Annotated in this window: 16 protein-coding genes; 8 read left to right on the forward strand and 8 right to left on the reverse strand. The window is 45.5% G+C overall.

The window, feature by feature from the left end:
* Positions 1-34: 34 nt before the first annotated feature.
* From QUB26_RS03890 to QUB26_RS03900, 3 genes are all read left to right on the forward strand, one after another.
* Positions 35-1,291 carry a glycosyltransferase family 4 protein gene (locus QUB26_RS03890; protein ID WP_333316846.1) on the forward strand — a complete coding sequence of 419 codons (1,257 nt, stop codon included), beginning with the start codon at positions 35-37 and terminating at the stop codon, positions 1,289-1,291.
* 67 nt (positions 1,292-1,358) lie between these two features.
* On the forward strand, positions 1,359-2,612 hold the full coding sequence (locus tag QUB26_RS03895) for a glycosyltransferase (RefSeq protein WP_333316848.1): 1,254 nt from the start codon (positions 1,359-1,361) through the stop codon (positions 2,610-2,612).
* Positions 2,613-2,703: 91 nt separating this feature from the next.
* On the forward strand, positions 2,704-3,855 hold the full coding sequence (locus QUB26_RS03900; protein WP_333316850.1) for a glycosyltransferase family 4 protein: 1,152 nt from the start codon (positions 2,704-2,706) through the stop codon (positions 3,853-3,855).
* Positions 3,856-3,918: 63 nt separating this feature from the next.
* On the opposite strand, the gene QUB26_RS03905 is transcribed toward QUB26_RS03900, so the two are convergent.
* The 8 genes from QUB26_RS03905 to QUB26_RS03940 all read right to left on the reverse strand — a co-directional run bounded on the left by QUB26_RS03905 (position 3,919) and on the right by QUB26_RS03940 (position 12,079).
* Positions 3,919-4,917 carry a DUF1698 domain-containing protein gene (locus tag QUB26_RS03905; protein ID WP_333316852.1) on the reverse strand — a complete coding sequence of 333 codons (999 nt, stop codon included), beginning with the start codon at positions 4,915-4,917 and terminating at the stop codon, positions 3,919-3,921.
* A 95-nt stretch (positions 4,918-5,012) separates the two neighbouring features.
* Positions 5,013-7,727 carry a tetratricopeptide repeat protein gene (locus QUB26_RS03910; protein ID WP_333316854.1) on the reverse strand — a complete coding sequence of 905 codons (2,715 nt, stop codon included), beginning with the start codon at positions 7,725-7,727 and terminating at the stop codon, positions 5,013-5,015.
* Between the two features lie 575 nt (positions 7,728-8,302).
* Positions 8,303-8,911: a 50S ribosomal protein L25/general stress protein Ctc gene (locus QUB26_RS03915; protein ID WP_333316856.1), complete on the reverse strand. Its 609-nt coding sequence runs from the start codon at positions 8,909-8,911 to the stop codon at positions 8,303-8,305.
* Between the two features lie 64 nt (positions 8,912-8,975).
* Entirely contained in the window at positions 8,976-9,341 is a 366-nt protein-coding gene (locus QUB26_RS03920; protein WP_333316857.1) for a hypothetical protein, read from the reverse strand.
* A complete protein-coding gene (locus QUB26_RS03925; protein WP_333316859.1) occupies positions 9,341-9,547 on the reverse strand; it encodes a hypothetical protein in 207 nt (68 codons plus the stop codon). The genes QUB26_RS03920 and QUB26_RS03925 overlap by 1 nt, the downstream gene beginning before the upstream one ends.
* Before the next feature lie 8 nt (positions 9,548-9,555).
* Positions 9,556-9,780, reverse strand: a complete 225-nt coding sequence (locus QUB26_RS03930; protein WP_333316860.1) for a hypothetical protein — start codon at positions 9,778-9,780, stop codon at positions 9,556-9,558.
* Positions 9,773-10,669, reverse strand: a complete 897-nt coding sequence (locus tag QUB26_RS03935; protein WP_333316862.1) for an ATP-binding protein — start codon at positions 10,667-10,669, stop codon at positions 9,773-9,775. The genes QUB26_RS03930 and QUB26_RS03935 overlap by 8 nt, the downstream gene beginning before the upstream one ends.
* Positions 10,670-10,738: 69 nt before the next feature.
* Positions 10,739-12,079 (reverse strand): adenylosuccinate synthase, encoded by a 1,341-nt coding sequence (locus QUB26_RS03940; protein ID WP_333316864.1) that lies wholly within the window; start codon positions 12,077-12,079, stop codon positions 10,739-10,741.
* A gap of 400 nt (positions 12,080-12,479) precedes the next feature.
* On the opposite strand from QUB26_RS03940, the gene QUB26_RS03945 reads away from it, so the two are divergent.
* From QUB26_RS03945 to QUB26_RS03965, 5 genes are all read left to right on the forward strand, one after another.
* A complete protein-coding gene (locus tag QUB26_RS03945) occupies positions 12,480-13,517 on the forward strand; it encodes an adenosine deaminase (protein ID WP_333316866.1) in 1,038 nt (345 codons plus the stop codon).
* 223 nt (positions 13,518-13,740) lie between these two features.
* On the forward strand, positions 13,741-15,045 hold the full coding sequence (locus QUB26_RS03950) for an aspartate aminotransferase family protein (RefSeq protein ID WP_333316868.1): 1,305 nt from the start codon (positions 13,741-13,743) through the stop codon (positions 15,043-15,045).
* A 285-nt stretch (positions 15,046-15,330) separates the two neighbouring features.
* Positions 15,331-16,818, forward strand: a complete 1,488-nt coding sequence (locus QUB26_RS03955; protein WP_333238900.1) for a TldD/PmbA family protein — start codon at positions 15,331-15,333, stop codon at positions 16,816-16,818.
* Positions 16,819-16,999: 181 nt separating this feature from the next.
* Entirely contained in the window at positions 17,000-17,251 is a 252-nt protein-coding gene (locus QUB26_RS03960) for a DUF4926 domain-containing protein (RefSeq protein ID WP_333144873.1), read from the forward strand.
* A gap of 59 nt (positions 17,252-17,310) precedes the next feature.
* Positions 17,311-18,657: a TldD/PmbA family protein gene (locus tag QUB26_RS03965; RefSeq protein ID WP_333238902.1), complete on the forward strand. Its 1,347-nt coding sequence runs from the start codon at positions 17,311-17,313 to the stop codon at positions 18,655-18,657.
* Positions 18,658-18,921: the final 264 nt, after the last annotated feature.

Consider the following 18,921-nt stretch of genomic DNA (forward strand, 5'->3'; position numbering starts at 1 on the left):
TTCAGACATTTCTACTCAGCCAAAACCAAGACGAATGTTAAATCATCAACTAAATAATTCTTTGGGTGTAAATTTAGCCGGTCATATAACCGGAGATTTTGGGCTAGCGGAAGCGGCTAGAGGAAATCTCAGAGCCCTAGAAGCAGCCAGAATTCCCTTTGCAGTTAAGGATCTAAAAATAGATTGGCTACCCAACTCCGATACCAGCTACAAAAAATTTTCCGACGACAATCCATATCCAATCAACATTATCCAAACCAACCCCAATTGGGTTGAGCAGATTTTAGCCGGGTACTTTCCCGGCATTGGTTCTGAATATTTCAAAGGCAAATACAATATAGGTGTCTGGCTATGGGAACTGCCCGTATTTCCCTCTGAATGGCAGTGGGCCTTTGATTTATTTGATGAAATCTGGACTACCAGTAACTTTTGTGCAGAAGCATTTGCGACTGTCTCCCAGGTTCCTGTGCTGAAAATTCCTGTTAGCATTGCCTTCCCGCAACCATTATTAACAAGAGAGAACCTCAACTTACCCAAAGATAAATTTATTTTTCTATTCATGTTTGACTTTGGCAGTTCCTTTGAACGGAAAAATCCCTTTGCCACCGTCGAGGCATTTAAACGAGCTTTTGGTAAATCTAATCCAGATGTTTTACTCGTTCTCAAGTTTGCCAATGCTCATCTTTTTCCGCAACGGCGACAGGAACTAATGGATTTGGCTGAGGGTTGGTCATCTCTTCAGTTTATAGACGGACATTTGCAAAAAGAAGAGATTCATGCTTTGGTTAATAGTTGTGACTGTTATGTGTCTTTGCATAGGGCTGAGGGCTTCGGTTTAACAATGTCTGAAGCTATGTACTATGGCAAACCAGTAATCGCCACAGCGTATTCATCTAATATGGAATTTATGAATGTTGGCAATAGTTTTCCGGTAAAATACGAGCTGGTGACAACAACAGAAGATTATGGGGCTTACCCCAAAGGCAGTGTGTGGGCGGAACCAGATATCGATCATGCTGCGTCTCTCATGCAGTCTGTATTTGAGAATTATCAGGAAGCTCAGAAAACAGGAAAAATAGCAGCCAAGGAAATCAGAGCTTTATTAAACCCTCAAGCTGTAGGTATAAAAATAAAAAATCGCCTTGAATTTATCAGGGCACATCTAAATCATACCCAGTTGTCAAATCGGTTCCATGAACTTCAGACAGAAAGAGATTTATTGGCTCGTCAAGCCCAAGCTTGGAGGCAGACAGCATTACAGGTACAGAAAGAGTTAGCAAAATACTCTTAATTTCAACGATAATAGCGCTGAATTTTCAAGCATTTATTCGAGATATTTCTTAAGTAAAAAACGAACAATGTTAAATCAAACAATAGATTCTAATTTCGGCATCAATTTTATCGGGCACCTGAGCGGTGAATATGGTCTGGGAGAAGGTTCGAGGGCCACTCTCAGAGCGATCGAAGCTGCTGGCGTTCCCTATGCACTCAAGGATATTAAGGTAGATTGGCATCGAAATTTAGATAACAGCTACACAAGTTTTTCCGAGCAAAATCCCTATCCCATTAACCTGATTCACACTCTGCCAGAACCCGTTGTTTTCAACATGGTCGATCGCGAATGCTTTAAAGGTCGATACAATATTGGCTTCTGGGCTTGGGAACTGCCGATATTTCCTCCTGGGTGGCTGTACGCTTTTTCTTTATTTGACGAGATATGGACTTATAGCAATTACTGCGCTGAAGCTATCGCGCCCGTATCCCCCGTCCCTGTGATTAAGATGATGTCCAGCCTTGAATTTCCCGAACCGTCATTTGATAGAGAAGCATTAGGATTACCCCAAGACAAATTTATCTTTTTGTTCATGTTTGACTTCCACAGTACCATAGGTCGCAAAAATCCCTTTGCTACTTTGGAGGCATTTAAGCGAGCTTTTGCTCAATCGAATGAAGATGTCTTACTGGTACTCAAGTTTTCTAATGGCAGCTTTTTCCCCAAAGAGCGAGACCAACTCAAAGCGCAAGCAGCAGGCTGGCCAGTTCATTTTATAGATGGGCATTTAAAGAGAGAAGAACTTCATGCTTTAGTTGCCAATTGCGACTGCTATGTTTCCCTGCACCGGGCCGAAGGGTTTGGTTTGACAATGGCGGAAGCGATGTACTACGGCAAACCCGTAATCGCCACTGGCTACTCATCCAATATGGAATTTATGAATGTCGGCAATAGTTTTCCAGTAAAATATGACATAGTGACGCTGACAGAAGATTATGGGCCTTACTTTAAAGGTAATTACTGGGCAGATCCCCATATCGATCATGCAGCATCCTTAATGCAGTATGTTTTTGAGAATCCCCAGGAAGCACAACAAGTAGGAGGAAGAGCAGCTCAAGAAATCAAGTCTTTACTGAGTCCTCAACTTCAAGGCATCAAAATCAAAAATCGGTTGGAAATCATTAGAAACAGGATGAACCAATCTACAAACTGGTCCACTCGCATCCATCAGATGCAGCAAGAGACGGCTTTGGCACACTCCCAAACCCAAGTTTGGCAGCAGACAACACAGCAAATTCAATCTGAACTAGCGCAACACCACAGGCTTGCTAAGACTTAAAAAGTTTAATGTACTGTAGATCTTTGTTATTAGGAGTTCAATCATGTTCAATAACACAAATTTTAAGTTTGGAGTTAATATTATCGGTCATGTGAGTGGCGAGTTTGGTTTGGGCGGGGGTGTGCGAGGGACTATCAGAGCGATAGAAGCAGCTAATATTCCTTTTACAATCAAGGATCTGAAAGAAGATTCGCAACGCAACTTAGATTCTACATACACCAATTTTTCCAGCGAGCCTTCTTATCCCATTAATATCGTCCATACCAACCCGCACGAATCCTTGTTGAATTCTATCGATGCGGAATATTTTAATAATCGCTACAATATTGGTTTTTGGATTTGGGAACTTCCGGTATTTCCTGATATTTTTATGGGAGCTTTTAATCGATTTGATGAGGTGTGGACTTACAGTAATTACACTGCTGAAACGATTTCCGATGTCTCGCCTCTTCCCGTTGTCAAATTACCGCCTAGCATTGATTTACCGCCCAATGAGTTGGACCGAGAAGCTTTAGGATTACCCAAAGACAAATTTATTTTTCTGTTCATGTTCGACATGGGTAGCGGTTTTGAGCGAAAAAATCCTTTTGCTACTATTGAGGCGTTTAAAAAAGCTTTTGGGAAGTCTAATGAAGATGTTTTACTGATTATTAAGTTTCGACCTCATCATTATTATCAAAATCAGTACGATCAATTAAAAGCAATGACAGAAGACTGGTCCTCTATTCAACTTATCGAAGGGCATTTGAGCAAGGAAGAGGTTCATGGCTTAGTAGATAATTGTAACTGCTATGTATCGCTACATAGGGCTGAGGGTTTTGGTTTGACTATGGCGGAAGCAATGTATTACGGCAAGCCAGTCATAGCTACGGCTTATTCATCCAATACCGATTTTATGAATGTCGGCAATAGTTTTTTGGTGAAATACGATTTAGTGGCAACGACTGAAGCTTATGGACTTTACCCAAAAGGTAGTATCTGGGCTGAGCCGGATATCGATCATACAGCTTCGCTCATGCAGTATGTTTTTGAAAATTACCCGCAAGCACAGCAAGTAGGAGCGAGAGCAGCTAAGGAGATTAGGTCTTTATTCAATCCAGAGGTTATTGGTCAAAAAATTAGACATCGCCTGGAATATATTATGAGGACAATAGAAGAGAAAAAGTTGTTTGAATCGCAAGCTCAAGCTTGGAAGCAAGCAGCACTGCTTGCTCAACAAGAATTAGATAGAGCAAAATTTTAAGTTCCGCACCCTCGCACTTAGGAAGGAAACATGGTTTTTAAGAGTTTCTTTCCTAAAGTGAAACTATCTCCAGGCATGAAAAGTTGCTCGCCCCGTTTGCGGAATAGGGAAATCTACTAAGCTCACTAATTCGACTTTGCTAAATCCGGCAACTTTCAGCATGGCTATCACGGCTGCTGGATTTGCCCCACACCAATTAGTTGGATCGTTAGCAAATTCTGTACCGGGATAAAACACCATAGCCGGTCTGTCTTCTGAAAAGAGTTCAACCGTTGTTTCCAATATCAGTTGATTTCCAGTGACGCTAAAAACTTTCTCTAAAGAGAGTAGGGGGTGACGCATATGGTAAAGTACGCCCAGGCACAGAACTAAGTCAAAAGTCCCAATTTTATCTGGAGAAATATCGAGTATATCTATTTCCAGAGCTTGTACTTTTGAATTGAGAGCTCTCCGTGCTAGATCGAATCCCGATTTCCCATCCCAGCTATGCCACGCATAGGAATCCGTTGCGAGAACGCGACTAGCACCCCGACGCTCTGCTTCAAATGAGAAAAAACCATTCCAAGTACCTATGTCAAGCACAGTCATTCCATCTAGCTTTTCAGGCATTTTTATCCTAAGTAGTTTCTCCGCGCTATCATCCTGTCCAGGTGTTATTATTCCGTTCCCCAGATCGATCTGATGAAACCAATGTTTACTTGCTACTTGTTCTTTCAATTCATCTATACTCAGGGGAACTACTTGAAAATCATCTACAGGGGGAAGAAATTCTTTCACCATTTCCCTATTGGGCATTGTGAAGCTTGTCATTAATTCGCTGCCCCTCTCTTCCTCTGGAAGGCGCTGCTGAAATTCATGGGCCTCAAACATCTTTTTTATAACAGTGGCTCGGCTCAAACCTAACTTTAGTTCATTTAACCAACCTTCTAATCCATCAGGATCAGCTTCGCGCTCAAAGATTACCCAATAGGCCATCCAGAGATAACTTTTGTCGTTTTTCGCATGAGTGGATAAAGTCTTTTGGATGGATTCTTCCAAGCGTTTAGTTGCTTCAGGGTTCATGGTAGTTCCTCTAATCTTGTTCATATTATTTTAAGGCAAGTAGGTTCTATTAGCCTGTATTAAATTACCAAATACAGGCTCAATTGCACGGAAAATTAGAAAATCTTGGGTTCTAACTCTAAGGCGTGACGGTAACAAGAACTCGCTTCATCAATTTGCCCTTTCTTAGTCAAAACTTCACCCAAATTATAGTGGAACCAAGAGAAATCAGGCTTAAGTTCTATGGCGCGGCGGTAACAAGCGATCGCTCCTTCGACATCTCCTTGATGGCGCAACATATCCCCTAAATTGTTGTGGATATACGGATCGTCAGGTTTTAACTCGATCGCGCGGCGGTAACAGTTCATCGCTTCCTCCCGCTGACCTTTTGCACTCAAAGCATCGCCTAACAATTGGTAAGGTTTATACTCATTTGGTTGAACCTCAATAGCGTGGCGGTAACAAGCGATCGCCCGCTCCATATCATTCTTTTGCGCGAAAAGCAACCCCAACTGCAAGTGCGCCTCACCGCATTCGGGATTTACTTGCAACGCCATCTGATAAAAGACGATCGCCCCATCCGGCCAACTGTGCCGCACCAAAGCATCAGCCAACTCAACATAAAGGTCAGCATCATTCGGCGCAATCTCCAGCGCCTTGTGATACAACTGCACGTCATCACGATTCTCCTGAATCGCCCGCCGGTACAAACGCATCGCCTCCTTCAAATCCCACTGCGATCGCATCCTCAAAGCATCAGCCAACTTTTGCGAAAGCCACGGCAAATCCGCCTGAATCTCCGCAGCGCGACGGTAAGCGGCGATCGACTCATCCCACCGTTCCAGCTTCTCAAAAGCCGTTGCCATGTTGTAATAAGTCCACGGAAAATCGGGATTCAACTCGGCCGCGCGCCGGTAAACATCGATCGCTTCCTCCCACCTTTCCATTTCTAGCAACACGTCGCCCAACTTGCTCTCAGACCAGAAGAAATTCGGATTGATTTCGTTAGCGCGCCGATACGCAACAACCGCCTCATCCCAGCGTTCCAAATTCACCAGCGCTTCAGCTAGATTGTTGTGCGCCCAAAAATGGTCGGGATTGAGTTCGAGCGACCTTTGGTAAGCCGAAATTGCCTCATCCCACCTTCCCAGCTTAATCAGCGCGTCTGCTAAATAGTTGTGCGACCAACTGAAATCAGGATTTAACTCTGTTGCTTTCCGGTAAGACTCTACAGCTTCTTCCCACCGTTCCAACTTCAGCAACACATCTGCTAAATTGTTGTGAGACCAGCTAAAATCTGGATTTAATTCGATCGCCTTGCGGTAAGCATTTACAGATTCCTCCCACCGTTCCAACTTAACCAGCGACTCAGCTAAATTGTTGTGCGACCAAGAAAGATCAGGATTGTTTCTAATAGCATTGCTGTAAGCATCTACCGCCGCTTCCCACTGTTCTTGACCCTTAAGAATTTCGCCCAATTCGTGATAAGCTGCGCCAGCATTTGGGTTCAACTCAACCGCGCGCCGGTAACACTCAATTCCCTTATCTACCTTACCTTGCTCGATCAAAGTTTTGGCTAAATTCTCGTGTTCCTCAGCGGTGCCCGACTTTGGGTCGATCGCAAATGCTCGATACCAAGCCTCAGCAGCCGCCTCCGGCTTGCCTAACTGCGTCAACAGTTTCGCAAAATTGCGGAAAGCACCGGCAAAATCAGGTTTCAGGGCGATCGCCTTTTCGTAAGCAGAAACCGCTTGCTGCCACTGTTCTTGCTGCGCGCAAATGCTGCCGTAATTAGCATAAGCTTCGGCAAAATTTGGGTTAATTTCTATTGCTTTGACATAGCAACTTTTAGCTTCATCAATTTTGCCACCAGCTTGTAGGGCGTTGCCCAGCATTTTGTATAGAGGCGCTTCCGGCTTAATTTGCAGTGCCTTCTTACAAGCTGCGATCGCCTGTTCCAATTTGCCCTGAGCAAAATAGCCTTCTGCCAGTATTTTGTATGCTTCTGGATCTTCTATATTAATTGTAGAATTAACTGCCTGCTGCACTGGCGGCTTAACTGCCTGCTGCACTGGCGGCTTAACTGCCTGCTGCACTGGGGTAGCTGCGGGCTGCTGCTTAACTGCACCGTTTGTCGCAGTTGCACCCGCCAAAGTTTGCTCTCCCTCGCTGCCATTTCTCGCATTAGCTGCGTTCAGTTCAATAGCTTTGCGATAATATGCTGTCGCTTCCTCTAACTTGCCTTGTTTTTTGAGCGCTTCGCCCAAATTTTGGTAAGCTGTCGCCACATTAGGATTTAATTTTATGGCGCGATCGTAACAGGCGATCGCTTCGGGGAATTTTTCCTGCCGAAAAAAAGCGTCGCCCATATTCAAGTGTTCCCCCGGCGCTACTTTTTCCGGTTCCAAACTAAATGCTTGATACCAGCACTGCTGGGCTTCTTCCGGTTTGTTAATTTGTCCAAATACTTTTGCTAAATTCCGGTACACTCCCGCGAAATTCGGCTTAATCGCGATCGCCTTTTGATAAAATCCGATCGCCTCCTGCCATTTTTGCTGCAGCGCGCCCAGGCTGCCCAAATTCGCATATACTTCCGCAAAATTCGGTTCTATTTCAATCGCTTTAGCGTACCAGTGCCGCGCCTCTTCCATCCTGCCTTGAGCTTGCAGCGCGTTGCCCAAAGTCTTGTAAGCTGGTGCAAAATTGGGGTGAATCTTCAAAGCTTGCTCGCAGGATGCGATAGCTTCTTCTATTTTTCCTTGGGATAAGTATATTTCTCCCTGTTGGTTAAATTGAACCGCTGTTGATTCTGTATTCACTGTTGATGGCATATGGGCGGCGGCTCCAGAGGCAGGAATTAAATAGGGTAGTCAAAACGTTTCACAATTATACTCGCGTTTGACACTAACAGTACCGGACTTGTTCCCCCAATTCTTAATTTTTTTGACTCCCGGTGCTGGCGAGGAACCGGGATTCTCGGCTAATTTTTTGATTTTACGGCTAAATATCTAAGAATCAGTACGGTTTCTGGCCCATTTGCGCGCTCGTTGGGACTCTTGTAGCTAAAGAGTCGATCGCCCGTGTTGTAAAGGAAAGTAAACACTGCGGGTGCTTGCTTGTGGGATGCTTGCTTGTGGACGGGGCCAGGGAGATTGCACCCTTTTCTATAGGCTTTTTAGCGGCGGGCTAGAAGCCCAACCCCTACTCCCCACAAGAAAGTCATTCACTCTTTGTGGAACAGGCCGAAAAGCCTGTTCATAAAAGGCTAATTGACAATGGTGCAAGATGTGCGATCGAACCAAAAGGAGAAGACCCTTTTTAACAAAAAACGATCGCCCTTTTGGGAGAAAGCGATCGCCCTTTTTTTTCAACAATTAATTAGTTAACAACTATTAGCAATTACTAATCACTCTGCTGCTGCCTCTGCGTCTTCTTCTGCGTCTTCGGCTTCAGAACCTGCTTGAATTCCCAGCACGCTAACAACCACCTGATCGGGTTCCCCGAGAGCTTCCACTCCTGCAGGCAAAACTAATTCGTGAATGTGCAGCGCATCCCCAACCTTTAAATTAGAAATATCTACTTCTATGGATTCAGGAATGCTGTCAGGTTTGCACTTAACTGCTAGTTGCGTCAGCACGGTATCCAAGATGCCGCCTTCTAATTTGACGCCGACAGCTTCGCCGACAAAATTCAGCGACACTCCAACTTCCAGGCTGTCTTGAGTTGCCACGGAGAAAAAGCTCAGGTGGTAAGGATAGCCCTTCCAAGGATGAACTTGAACTTCCCGCAGCAAGGTTTTTCCGCTCCAAGAGAGGTCGGGAATGCTGAGGTCAATTAGGGCATTGTTGACTACGTGCTTTTTGAGCAGGTGTTCAACTGTTTTGGCTTTGATGGTAAGGGAAATGGATTCAGATCCTTTGTGACCGTAGAGGACGGCGGGAATCAATCCAGAGCGGCGGAGGGCGTTAGGTTTGCTGCCTTCTGCCCGCTTTTGACATTCTACTGCGAGTTCCATTTTCTGACTTTCTGTTGATTGTTTTTACATTTTACCAGAATTGTGATATTGTGATCGCGCTCAATTAAATTCGCTGAAGGTATTGATAATTTTCATTTTCCACGCACTTCAGCAGTTCGTGCAATTTCCTCAAACGGTAGGTTCCTGCTTGATACTCTTCTTTGGAAGGGCTATCTCCTAGTTTAGTGATGACAGCAGCGCTTTCGCGGACAATCTCATCGCCAAAAAATTCTTTTAACTTCTTACTATTACCTTTACTTAACGGCACGACAGATAACATATCCTCTTCCCCATCTATCTGTATTTTTCTTCTTACTGATTTGCCGATTTTGGAAAACTCTGACTTTGCCAACCACAAGTAAAAATCTTCCGTCAGTTCTACACTGTTGGTTAAACTACCATCCTTTGAAATAAAGCCGATGTCTAACATTATCCTTCCTCCTTAGCTTCAGATTCCCTAAATTCAGTTTCTGGGACCTTCTCAGCCCAAGCTATCCCTGCTTCGTCAAACCGCTTTTTTGCATCAGGAGAAATGGTTCCTGTAGTAATAACTCCAACAACAGTTTGTTTGTCGATAATTTTCTGAGCTTCACCTGGATAAATATTCTTTTTTGTCTTAATTTCAATGTGTGGCATGGGACTCTCTAACCATTATATTTACTTTGAATCTGCCGAATTATGTCTTTTACTCGTGAAGCGTCTTCAGGCTTAATTATCAAAATATCACCTTTTGAACTGTTTCCTTTTGTTCTTTCGCAGGGAATACCTTCTTTAGCCATTTGTTCGATTACCCACTTAATCATATCTCTATGGACTACGAGATTATAAATCATCCTATCTTCATCAGTTTCAAAGTCTTTCTTAGGCATCTAATAACTCCTTGTATGTTTTATCTAAGTGTTGGCGCGTCGAAAATCCCTGTTCAAAAAGCTCCACAAGCCTCTCAGATATTGAGATATCTTGAGCGCCGCATATTACATCAATTAGTAACACTTTATACAAAGCTTTGATATCGCCTGCCGTAAAGGCGCGGCGCTGGTAGATGCCGTACAACTTTGGCAAATCTTCTTGTTTAGTATTATGTTTAATTGGCTTATTCAAATAGTCAAGATAGGATTTGAATTCATCCCGCGATAAACTGGGATCGACAGTTTGTTTTAAAGAAAATCTACGCACTACTGCTGTATCCACTAGATTAGGCACATTAGTAATGCCAAATACTAAAAAACGCTGACTTATTGACGGTTGAAGATTGTCAAGTTGTAGCATTAAAGTTGTCATAGCTCTGCGAACAGCATCGTGTTCCTGTGCGCGACTGCGACTCATGCAAAAAGCATCTAGTTCATCCAATAATAGAAACACTGATGAACCCTCTGAAGAAATTTTACGCAAATCTTGAAATATTTGCTCTAGATTTCGTGAAGACTGCCCTAAAGCGGGGTCGAGCATTCTCCCAACGTCAACAGTATAGAAGTTGATTTCATTAGTAACTTCTTGCTTGATTTGGTCGAAAAGTAAGTAACAGAGTGTAGTTTTACCAGTATTAGGCGGCCCGTAGAGCAGAACAGACGGTACGAGATTGTAAATGCTAAACTGCTTGAGCAGAGAGTCATCAGCCGTTAGAATCGTCTTGCAGAAACGAAACAAATATTTCTGCAATTCATCTAATCCGAACAACTTTTGGTGGGCAATAATGCGTTTGATATCGCCGTGGGTCAGTTGTACTAATCCGCTGTCGCCTTTAACTAAATTGGTCATGCCGACACCGCCAAAAGTTTCAAACTGTACTGATTAAGCTTTCTCATCATTACATTTTAGCTTAAAGTCTCACGATTGTGCTACTACAGGCGTACCGTCAGCAGAGAGCAAAGCGCGTTTCGGGCCGTGAATGGGGTCTTCTACAATGATAGTTTGGTCGCGGCTCGCACCGAGAGAAACGATCGCGATCGGCACTTCCATCAAGTCTGCCAAAAACTTTAGATAATCCAATGCTTGCGGCGGCAAATCTTCCAAATTCCGGCACTCTTCCGTAGACTGCTTCCAACCGGGAAGGGTTTCGTAAATAGGTGTGCACCGAGCAAAGATTCGGGAACTTTTCGGGAAATCAACACATTTTTCGCCGTCAATTTCGTAAGCAACGCAAACTTTTATTTCTTCTAATTCATCCAAAACATCTAGTTTGGTAATTGCCAGACAGTCAAGACCGTTGATGCGGACTGCGTAGCGGCCGATTACCGCATCGAACCAACCGCAGCGGCGTTTGCGGCCGGTTGTCGTGCCGAATTCTGCACCTCTCTCGCCCAAAATTGCGCCAATGCCATCTACCATTTCAGTAGGGAATGGGCCTTCTCCGACGCGGGTTGTATAAGCTTTTGCTACGCCAATTACGCGATCGATCGCTGTCGGGCCGACTCCGGTTCCCACACAAGCCCCACCAGCGATTGGATTGCTCGAAGTAACGTAAGGATAAGTACCGTGGTCTAAGTCTAATAAAGTGCCTTGCGCGCCTTCAAACAGAATATTTTTCCGCTTGTGAATTCCCTCATAAATCTTCAGGGAACTATCTACTACGTGCGGCCGCAAACGTTCCGCATAAACTCGATATTCATCAATTACGTCTTGCGGATTTAAAGGCGGCAAATTGTAGAGTTTTTCGAGAAGGACATTTTTACAATTAATCGTCCATTCCAATTGTTCTTGCAACCCGTCCAAGTCCATTAAATCGAGCATCCGAATGCCAGTGCGTTCCGACTTGTCGGCGTAAGTAGGGCCAATGCCGCGTCCCGTCGTCCCAATTTTATAATTTCCCCGCTGGGTTTCCGATGCTACATCAATTAATCGATGATAGGGCATCGTGACGTGAGCCGTCTCCGAAATCATCAGCGAGGTTGTTGAAATATTCAGTGCCTCTAGCTGATCTAACTCTGCAATTAAAACTTTGGGGTCGATGACCGTGCCGCAGCCGATAATACACTCTTTATCAGGGTAGAGAATCCCGGACGGAATTAAGTGCAGCTTGAAAGTCTGACCGTTAACTACCACGGTGTGACCCGCGTTGACGCCCCCTTGGTAGCGGACAACGATATCTGCGGATTTGCTGAGCAAATCGGTAATTTTGCCTTTTCCTTCATCGCCCCACTGGGCGCCGATTACAACTACGTTAGCCAAGGGTTTCTCGCGTTCTGTTCAGGTTGACACAATCTCCGATTATGTACGAATGCGCCCTAAATGTCAAATAAATTTTTGTTACAATTGAGAGACTTGAGGCTGTATTGCTCTCAAAAACCAACTTCCAGCCCTATCGGGGGACTTGGGAAGGGAGAGTAGGAGAGGGGAAGAATGGGTGAGGATTTGACGAGTTTTTAGGGGAATCCCATGTGCAGCTTAAATGTGGAAGAGTTTACCGGCTGGAGGTTGTTGGCTAGTATTTGGGAAAACCCGGTTTCTGACCACTGATGCGTATAGGACTAAATTACAAATTCTTCAATCCTTCAATTCTTCAATCCTTCAATTCTTCAATCCTTCAATTCTTTCAATCTAAAATCTAAAATCTAAAATCTAAAATCGCATGACTTTACACGCTGAGTTGCACCGCCATCTGGGTGGTTCTGTCGTTCCTAGGGTGCTGTGGCGGTATTTCGATCGCCACAATGCTGAGATGGTTAATCGATTTCCGAAATACTCGGAGTTTGAGGAGTTTTACACTCGTCCGCGCAATACTCTCAATGAGTATTTGGAACTGCACACGCTGGTAGAAAGCGTTCAAACTGTTGAGACGTTGCCTTATTTCATCTATCGGTTGATGCGGGGCGCTTACGTCTTTGAAAATATGGCTTATTTGGAGTTGCGCTATACGCCTTATTTGCGGACTCCAGAACATTTGGATCAGTCAGAACGCATTGATTTGATGGCAGAAATTGTACAGGTTGTGGGCAAGGCAAGTCAAATTAGCGATTGTCCGATTGTTACTAGCCAAATTTTGTGTATGCACTCGCGTTTACCCTATGAGGTGAATCGGGCGATCGTAGATTTGGCGGCCGGGATGGGAGAATATGTTTGTGCGATCGATATAGCTGGCGGCGATGATTGTATTGGCGAGCGTTTGGAGGAGTTTGTCGGATTGTACCAGTATGCGAGGTCGATCGGCATCAAAACTACCGGCCACCTCTACGAAACAACCTCTGGCTGTTATCCCGAACTTTTGCCCTATCTGATGCGTATCGGCCACGGGATTCAAATTCCGTTAAAATATCCCGAACTGCTGCCAGAAGTCGCGCGCAGGGGTCAATGCTTGGAAGTTTGCCCGACTACCTATCTCAAAACGGGGACGTTGCAAGATATGCGCGAATTGAAGGTTGTGTTCGATCGATGTTTTGAAGCTGGTGTCGATATTGCCATTTGCACCGACAACGCGGGATTGCACAACGTGCGATTGCCTTTCGAGTACGAGAATTTGTTAACTTTGGATATCATTGATTTTCGGCAATTGCAAGCGTGTCAAGAAGCTGCTTTCCGCCATGCTTTCGCCTGGCCCTACGGGGAGCGGCCTGTGAAAATGCTGACCGGTTTGTTGCAGCATGAGTCTGTCGGTGCGATCGTGAATTAAGATGCGATCGTGAATTAAGATGAGACGGCGGTTGAAACCGTGTCTACACAAAGGAAGTCCGCCTCCGCGGACTGAAGAAAATAAGGTAATTTCAACCGCCCTCCGATCTTCAACCCGCGGAGGCGGGTTTTGTTTGTATAGACGCGGTTTCAACCGCCGTTTGATCGGAACCGTATTGAGTTATATTTGGGAAGCAGAAGCATCAATAAAAGGATAAAAAAACATGACAAATATGGACGCTTACTGGATGCCCTTCACTGCCAACCGACAGTTTAAAGCGAATCCGCGAATATTGGTTTCGGCAAAAGATATGCACTTTACAAGCGATGATAACCGCTCAATTTTAGATGGTACTGCGGGGCTGTGGTGCGTGAATGCAGGGCACGCCCGCGAGACAATTGCCGAAGCAGTTAAACAGCAGGTTTTGCGTTTGGATTACTCCCCGGCTTTTCAGATGGGACATCCGGGTGCTTTTGAATTAGCGGAACGTTTGGTAAAGATGATTCCGGGCAATTTCGATCGCGTTTTCTTTACTAATTCGGGTTCGGAATCTGTGGAGACTGCTTTGAAAATTGCGATTGCTTATCACCGGGTGAAAGGTGAAGGAACTCGCCAACGATTAATCGGTAGGGAACGCGGCTATCACGGCGTTGGTTTTGGGGGAATTTCTGTCGGCGGTATCGGTACAAACCGCAAGTTTTTTGGCAGTTTGCTGACGGGAGTCGATCATTTGCCTCACACTCACAATCTCGAACACAATGCTTTCAGCCGCAAACAACCGGAATGGGGAGCGCATTTGGCGGATGAATTGGAGGGGATTGTCGCTTTGCACGATGCGTCGAATATTGCAGCGGTAATTGTGGAACCGGTGGCTGGTTCTACAGGTGTTTTGATTCCCCCGAAAGGTTATTTGGAGAGGCTGCGGGCGATTTGTGACAAATACGGAATTCTGCTGATTTTTGATGAGGTAATTACCGGATTCGGGCGCCTCGGCTCTAGTTTTGCTACGGAATATTTTGGGGTGGTTCCCGATATTGTGACGGCGGCAAAAGGGATAACTAACGGTACGGTGCCGATGGGGGCGGTGTTTGTGAAACAAGGCATTTATGATGCTTTTATGAATGCTCCTGAAAATGCGATCGAGCTTTTTCACGGTTATACTTATTCGGGTCATCCTGTGGCTTGTGCGGCTGCTTTGGCGACGCTGGATATTTATGAGGAAGAAAGGTTATTTGAACGGGCCGATAAGATGGCCGGTTACTGGGAAGATGCGGTGCATTCTTTGAAGGGGGTGCGGCACGTAATTGATGTCCGTAATCTGGGGCTGGTGGCAGGTATTGAGTTGGAATCTATTGCTGGGAAGCCGGGGAAACGGGCGTTTGATTGTTTCTTGCAGTGCTATGAAAAAGGGTTGCTGATTCGGACTACGGGTGATATTATTGCTTTGTCGCCACCGCTGATTATTGAGAAGGAACATATCGATCGCATTGTGGAAATTTTAACTGGGGTTTTGCTGGAGATGGAGTAGGATTAAAAGGAGATTTTGCACCATTCTCTCTTAACAGGCAAGATGCCTGTTCCACAAAGAGTGAATTTATTGTGGGGAGTAGGGGTTGGGTATCCTGCCCGCGATTAAACTCACTCTTTGTACTATTTTTAAGAACAGGCAAGATGCCTGTTCCACAAAGAGTGAATTTATTGTGGGGAGTAGGGGGTGGGCATCCTGCCCGCCCAGAGAAAGCTTATTGAAAAGGGTTCAAAAAATTGAAAAGCGCTATAATAATTGACAACTAACGACGAATGACGAATAACTATGGTGCAATTAACTGCAAAAATCTCTGCTAACGAGTTAGCAAATTTGGCTGTAGATTTGATTCGGAAAACAGGTTGCGAGTACGGTGATGTGCGTTTTTGCAGTTACCGAAGGCAGAATCTTTACGCGCGCGATCGATCTTTAAGTCAACTGTCAGATAATGTAAGTTCCGGTTTTGGCGTGCGAGTCCTTCTAGACGGCGCTTGGGGGTTTGCCGCCAGTCACAGCAAAACACCGGCAGAGGTTGCCAGAATAGTCGCTTTGGCTGTAGAAATCGCTAAAGGCAGTCGCTTAACTCAGAAGGAACCGGTGCGGTTAGTGCCTGTCGAAAAATATGTTGATACCTACATTACTCCCATCGCCATTGACCCTTTTTCTGTACCCGTTGGTGAGAAAGCTGAACTGCTGCTAACTATCAACGAGCAACTGCTAGCACACGGCGCACAAGGCATCAAAAAAGCTTCTTCTTTTTTGCAGTCCAGCCGCGAAGACAAGGTTTTTGCTTCCACAGAAGGCTCGCTAATCGAACAAACAATCTACCGCAGCTATCCGGGTTTTGACTGTACGGCAATTGCGGGCGGCGATGCCCAAAGTCGCAGTTACGATCGCCCGCCGCTGAATATCGGTTACGAACATATTAATCCCGATGATTTGTTGAGTCAAGTCGAAAGAGTTGCCGCCGAAGCTATTGAGAAAGTGCGCGCTCCCAAAATCCCTGCTGGTATTTGCAAATCCCTGATTCTTAAGCCGACAAATTTGTTTTTGACAATCCACGAATCGGTAGGACATCCAACTGAATTAGACCGGGTTTACGGTTACGAATCTAATTTTGCTGGCACTAGCTTTGCTACTACTGATAAGTTAAATAAACTGCAATACGCTGCACCTTGGGTGAATTTTAAGTGCGATCGCACTCAACCGGGTGGCCGCGGTACAATGGGTTACGATGATGAGGGCGTAAAATCACAAGATTGGTACGTTGTCAAAGATGGAATTTTAGTTGATTATCTCACTGACAGAGAGACGGCTTATCGCCTCGGACGGGGTAGCAGCAACGGTTCTGCTTACGCTGACAGTTGGTCGAGCGTGCCGATGGTGAGAATTCCCAATTTGGGATTGGAGCCGGGCCCGGATGGCGGCAGCCATACTGCTACTTTGGCAGAGATGATTGCGGATACGGAAGACGGGATTTTAATCGACGGTATAGGTAGTTATTCGATTGACCAGCAGCGGCGCAATTTTCAATTCGGCGGCGATGCTTTTTGGAAGGTGGAAAAAGGTAAAGTTGTCGGTATGTTGAAGGATGTAACTTATCAGGCGATGACTACTGATTTCTGGAATCAAATAGATGCGATCGGGCCAGCTTCGGAGCTGGTTCAGTGCGGTACTAATATGTGCGGAAAGGGCGAGCCGATGCAGGTTGCTCAGATGACTCATGCTTGTGTGCCGGTGCGAGTGAGGGATATTCAAATAGGGGGAAATTCTTAATGAGATTGTAGGTTTTTAAAGTGAGAATTATAAAGGAGCTGTAGGGTGCGTCGCCATCAAAAATCCTCAAAAAAATCTAAAATATCGCAGCGACGCACCTTACTAATTATGACAATTGCGTCCCGGACTGACAACTTAGATGCCCGACAGCTTACTCTCAAACCCAAAAAGGAGTCTCGACGTGAAACTTGAACTTTACCAGCGTGTAGCATTGTGTCGGGATATGCCGCTATATCAGCTAAAAAAAGGTGATGTAGCCATGCTAGTCGATCGCGTACCTCATCCAAGGGAAGGCGAAGATGATGGCTGCGTTCTAGAAATATTTAATGCTTTAGGAGAATCGATTTTAGTTGTGGCTGTTTCTCCTTCAGATGTGGAACCTCTGCGAGCAGATGAAGTGTTAGCAGTACGCTCTTTAGTACAGGCGAGTTAACCGTATTATTGCGGCTAAACCTATTTTTAAATACAACAAATCTTTCGCGACTTTAGCTTATGCTCGTAACAACATCGCCCGCAAATTTAAGTGAAGACCAAGCCTTATCTTTACTAGAAAAAGCAGTCAAACTATCCAAAGCAGAGGAAGTATTTGTAAGTCTCTCTACTGGCGAGGAATCTCTTTCGAGATTCTCGGAAAATCAAATCAGCCAAAATATCAGCAAAACTGTATTTAGCCTGAGCATTACTAGCTATTTCGGTAACAAAAGCGCCTCTGCTGCTGTTACAGAATTTGATGAAGATGCGATCGCCTCCGCAGTCAAGCGATCGGAAGAATTGGCCAGAATTGCGCCGGCAGACCCCGAATGGATGCCGCTGCTGCCGCCTCAAACCTACGATTTGCGATCGCCCGCATTCGACGCAGCAACGGCAACTGTATCGCCTCTAGCGCGGGCCGAAATGGTGCAGCAAGCGTGCGCCAGATCCTCCCAGGGGGGCGCTCATGGTTCGGGCACTTTGAGCACTGAGGCGTCGCTGTACGCGATCGCCTCGTCAACCGGACTCCGCGCCTGTAACCAGTCTACAGAGGCGGATTTCAGCTTTACTGCTCGCATTGAAGACGGTTCTAGTTGGGCTCAGAGCACTGCTTGGAGTATCAACGAATTGCCGATCGCCCAATTAGCAGAACAAGTGCTCGATCGGGCGATCGCATCCCGCAACCCGCGCCCCATCACTCCGGGCGTTTATCCGGTAATCTTTGACGGCGCTGCTTTTGCGGGCTTGCTACCGTGGGTGATTTGGGGGCTGGATGCGAGGGCGGCGGATGAGGGGCGATCGTTTATGTCGATCGCCGATGCAGAGGGAAAACCAGCGGGAAACCGCGCGGGAGAACAACTTTTTAGCCCGTTAGTGCAAGTGCAGCGCGATCCGGCTCATCCTTTGCTGCGATCGAATACTTTTTTCGGCGACGGATTGAGCAATAACTATTTGGAAATCATCAAAGATGGCGTGCCTCAAAGTTTGTCTTATTCCCGCTACTGGGCCGCACAAAAAGGCAAAGAGGCAAAAGGTGCTTATTACCCGATCGTAATGACAGGTTCCGACCAAAGTTTAGCAGATTTAATTGCTCAAACCGAGCGAGGAATTTTTGTCAGTCGAGCTTGGTACGTGCGCTACGTCAATCCGAAAACATTGGAAGTAACGGGAATGACTCGCGACGGTACTTTTTGGATTGAGGATGGCAAAATTGCTTACCCGATTAAAAACCTGCGTTTCAATCAAGTTTTACCTGATATGTTGCGCGATGTGGATGCAGTTAGTGCGGTGAAGCGTTACGGCGGTAGTGTCGTGCCCGGAGTGCGCGTGAAAGCTTTTAATTTCACGAGTATTACTGACAGTTTGTGAGTTGCAGCGGTGAGGTGTGCGGAAACCCACCCGGAGGAGTCTGAATTATTCATATCTCTCTTCTCTTTATCTGCGTAAATCCGCGTCCATCCATTGTCATCTGCGGTTAATACATTCTCTTTTTTAAACCGCAGATGAGGGCAGATAAACACAGATTAACGCAGATGAATTAGAGCAATTTCGGTTGCAACTTCCGTGATTGTTGACTGTTGACTCGATTTTACAATTCCGATGGTACCGGATTTGATATAATTTAGGGCGATC

Origin of the sequence: Microcoleus sp. B4-C1, from assembly GCF_036705285.1 — a bacterium.
Taxonomy (GTDB): domain Bacteria; phylum Cyanobacteriota; class Cyanobacteriia; order Cyanobacteriales; family Microcoleaceae; genus Microcoleus.

What these genes read in the sequence shown, in the direction of transcription:
- QUB26_RS03920 (WP_333316857.1), bottom strand. Translation starts at nt 9,341, where the DNA reads ATGTTAGACATCGGCTTTATTTCAAAGGATGGTAGTTTAACCAACAGT.
- QUB26_RS03965 (WP_333238902.1), top strand. Translation starts at nt 17,311, where the DNA reads ATGCTCGTAACAACATCGCCCGCAAATTTAAGTGAAGACCAAGCCTTA.
- QUB26_RS03915 (WP_333316856.1), bottom strand. Translation starts at nt 8,911, where the DNA reads ATGGAACTCGCAGTAGAATGTCAAAAGCGGGCAGAAGGCAGCAAACCT.
- QUB26_RS03905 (WP_333316852.1), bottom strand. Translation starts at nt 4,917, where the DNA reads ATGAACCCTGAAGCAACTAAACGCTTGGAAGAATCCATCCAAAAGACT.
- QUB26_RS03955 (WP_333238900.1), top strand. Translation starts at nt 15,331, where the DNA reads ATGGTGCAATTAACTGCAAAAATCTCTGCTAACGAGTTAGCAAATTTG.
- QUB26_RS03930 (WP_333316860.1), bottom strand. Translation starts at nt 9,780, where the DNA reads ATGCCTAAGAAAGACTTTGAAACTGATGAAGATAGGATGATTTATAAT.
- QUB26_RS03925 (WP_333316859.1), bottom strand. Translation starts at nt 9,547, where the DNA reads ATGCCACACATTGAAATTAAGACAAAAAAGAATATTTATCCAGGTGAA.
- QUB26_RS03895 (WP_333316848.1), top strand. Translation starts at nt 1,359, where the DNA reads ATGTTAAATCAAACAATAGATTCTAATTTCGGCATCAATTTTATCGGG.
- QUB26_RS03950 (WP_333316868.1), top strand. Translation starts at nt 13,741, where the DNA reads ATGACAAATATGGACGCTTACTGGATGCCCTTCACTGCCAACCGACAG.
- QUB26_RS03935 (WP_333316862.1), bottom strand. Translation starts at nt 10,669, where the DNA reads ATGACCAATTTAGTTAAAGGCGACAGCGGATTAGTACAACTGACCCAC.
- QUB26_RS03890 (WP_333316846.1), top strand. Translation starts at nt 35, where the DNA reads ATGTTAAATCATCAACTAAATAATTCTTTGGGTGTAAATTTAGCCGGT.
- QUB26_RS03945 (WP_333316866.1), top strand. Translation starts at nt 12,480, where the DNA reads ATGACTTTACACGCTGAGTTGCACCGCCATCTGGGTGGTTCTGTCGTT.
- QUB26_RS03910 (WP_333316854.1), bottom strand. Translation starts at nt 7,727, where the DNA reads ATGCCATCAACAGTGAATACAGAATCAACAGCGGTTCAATTTAACCAA.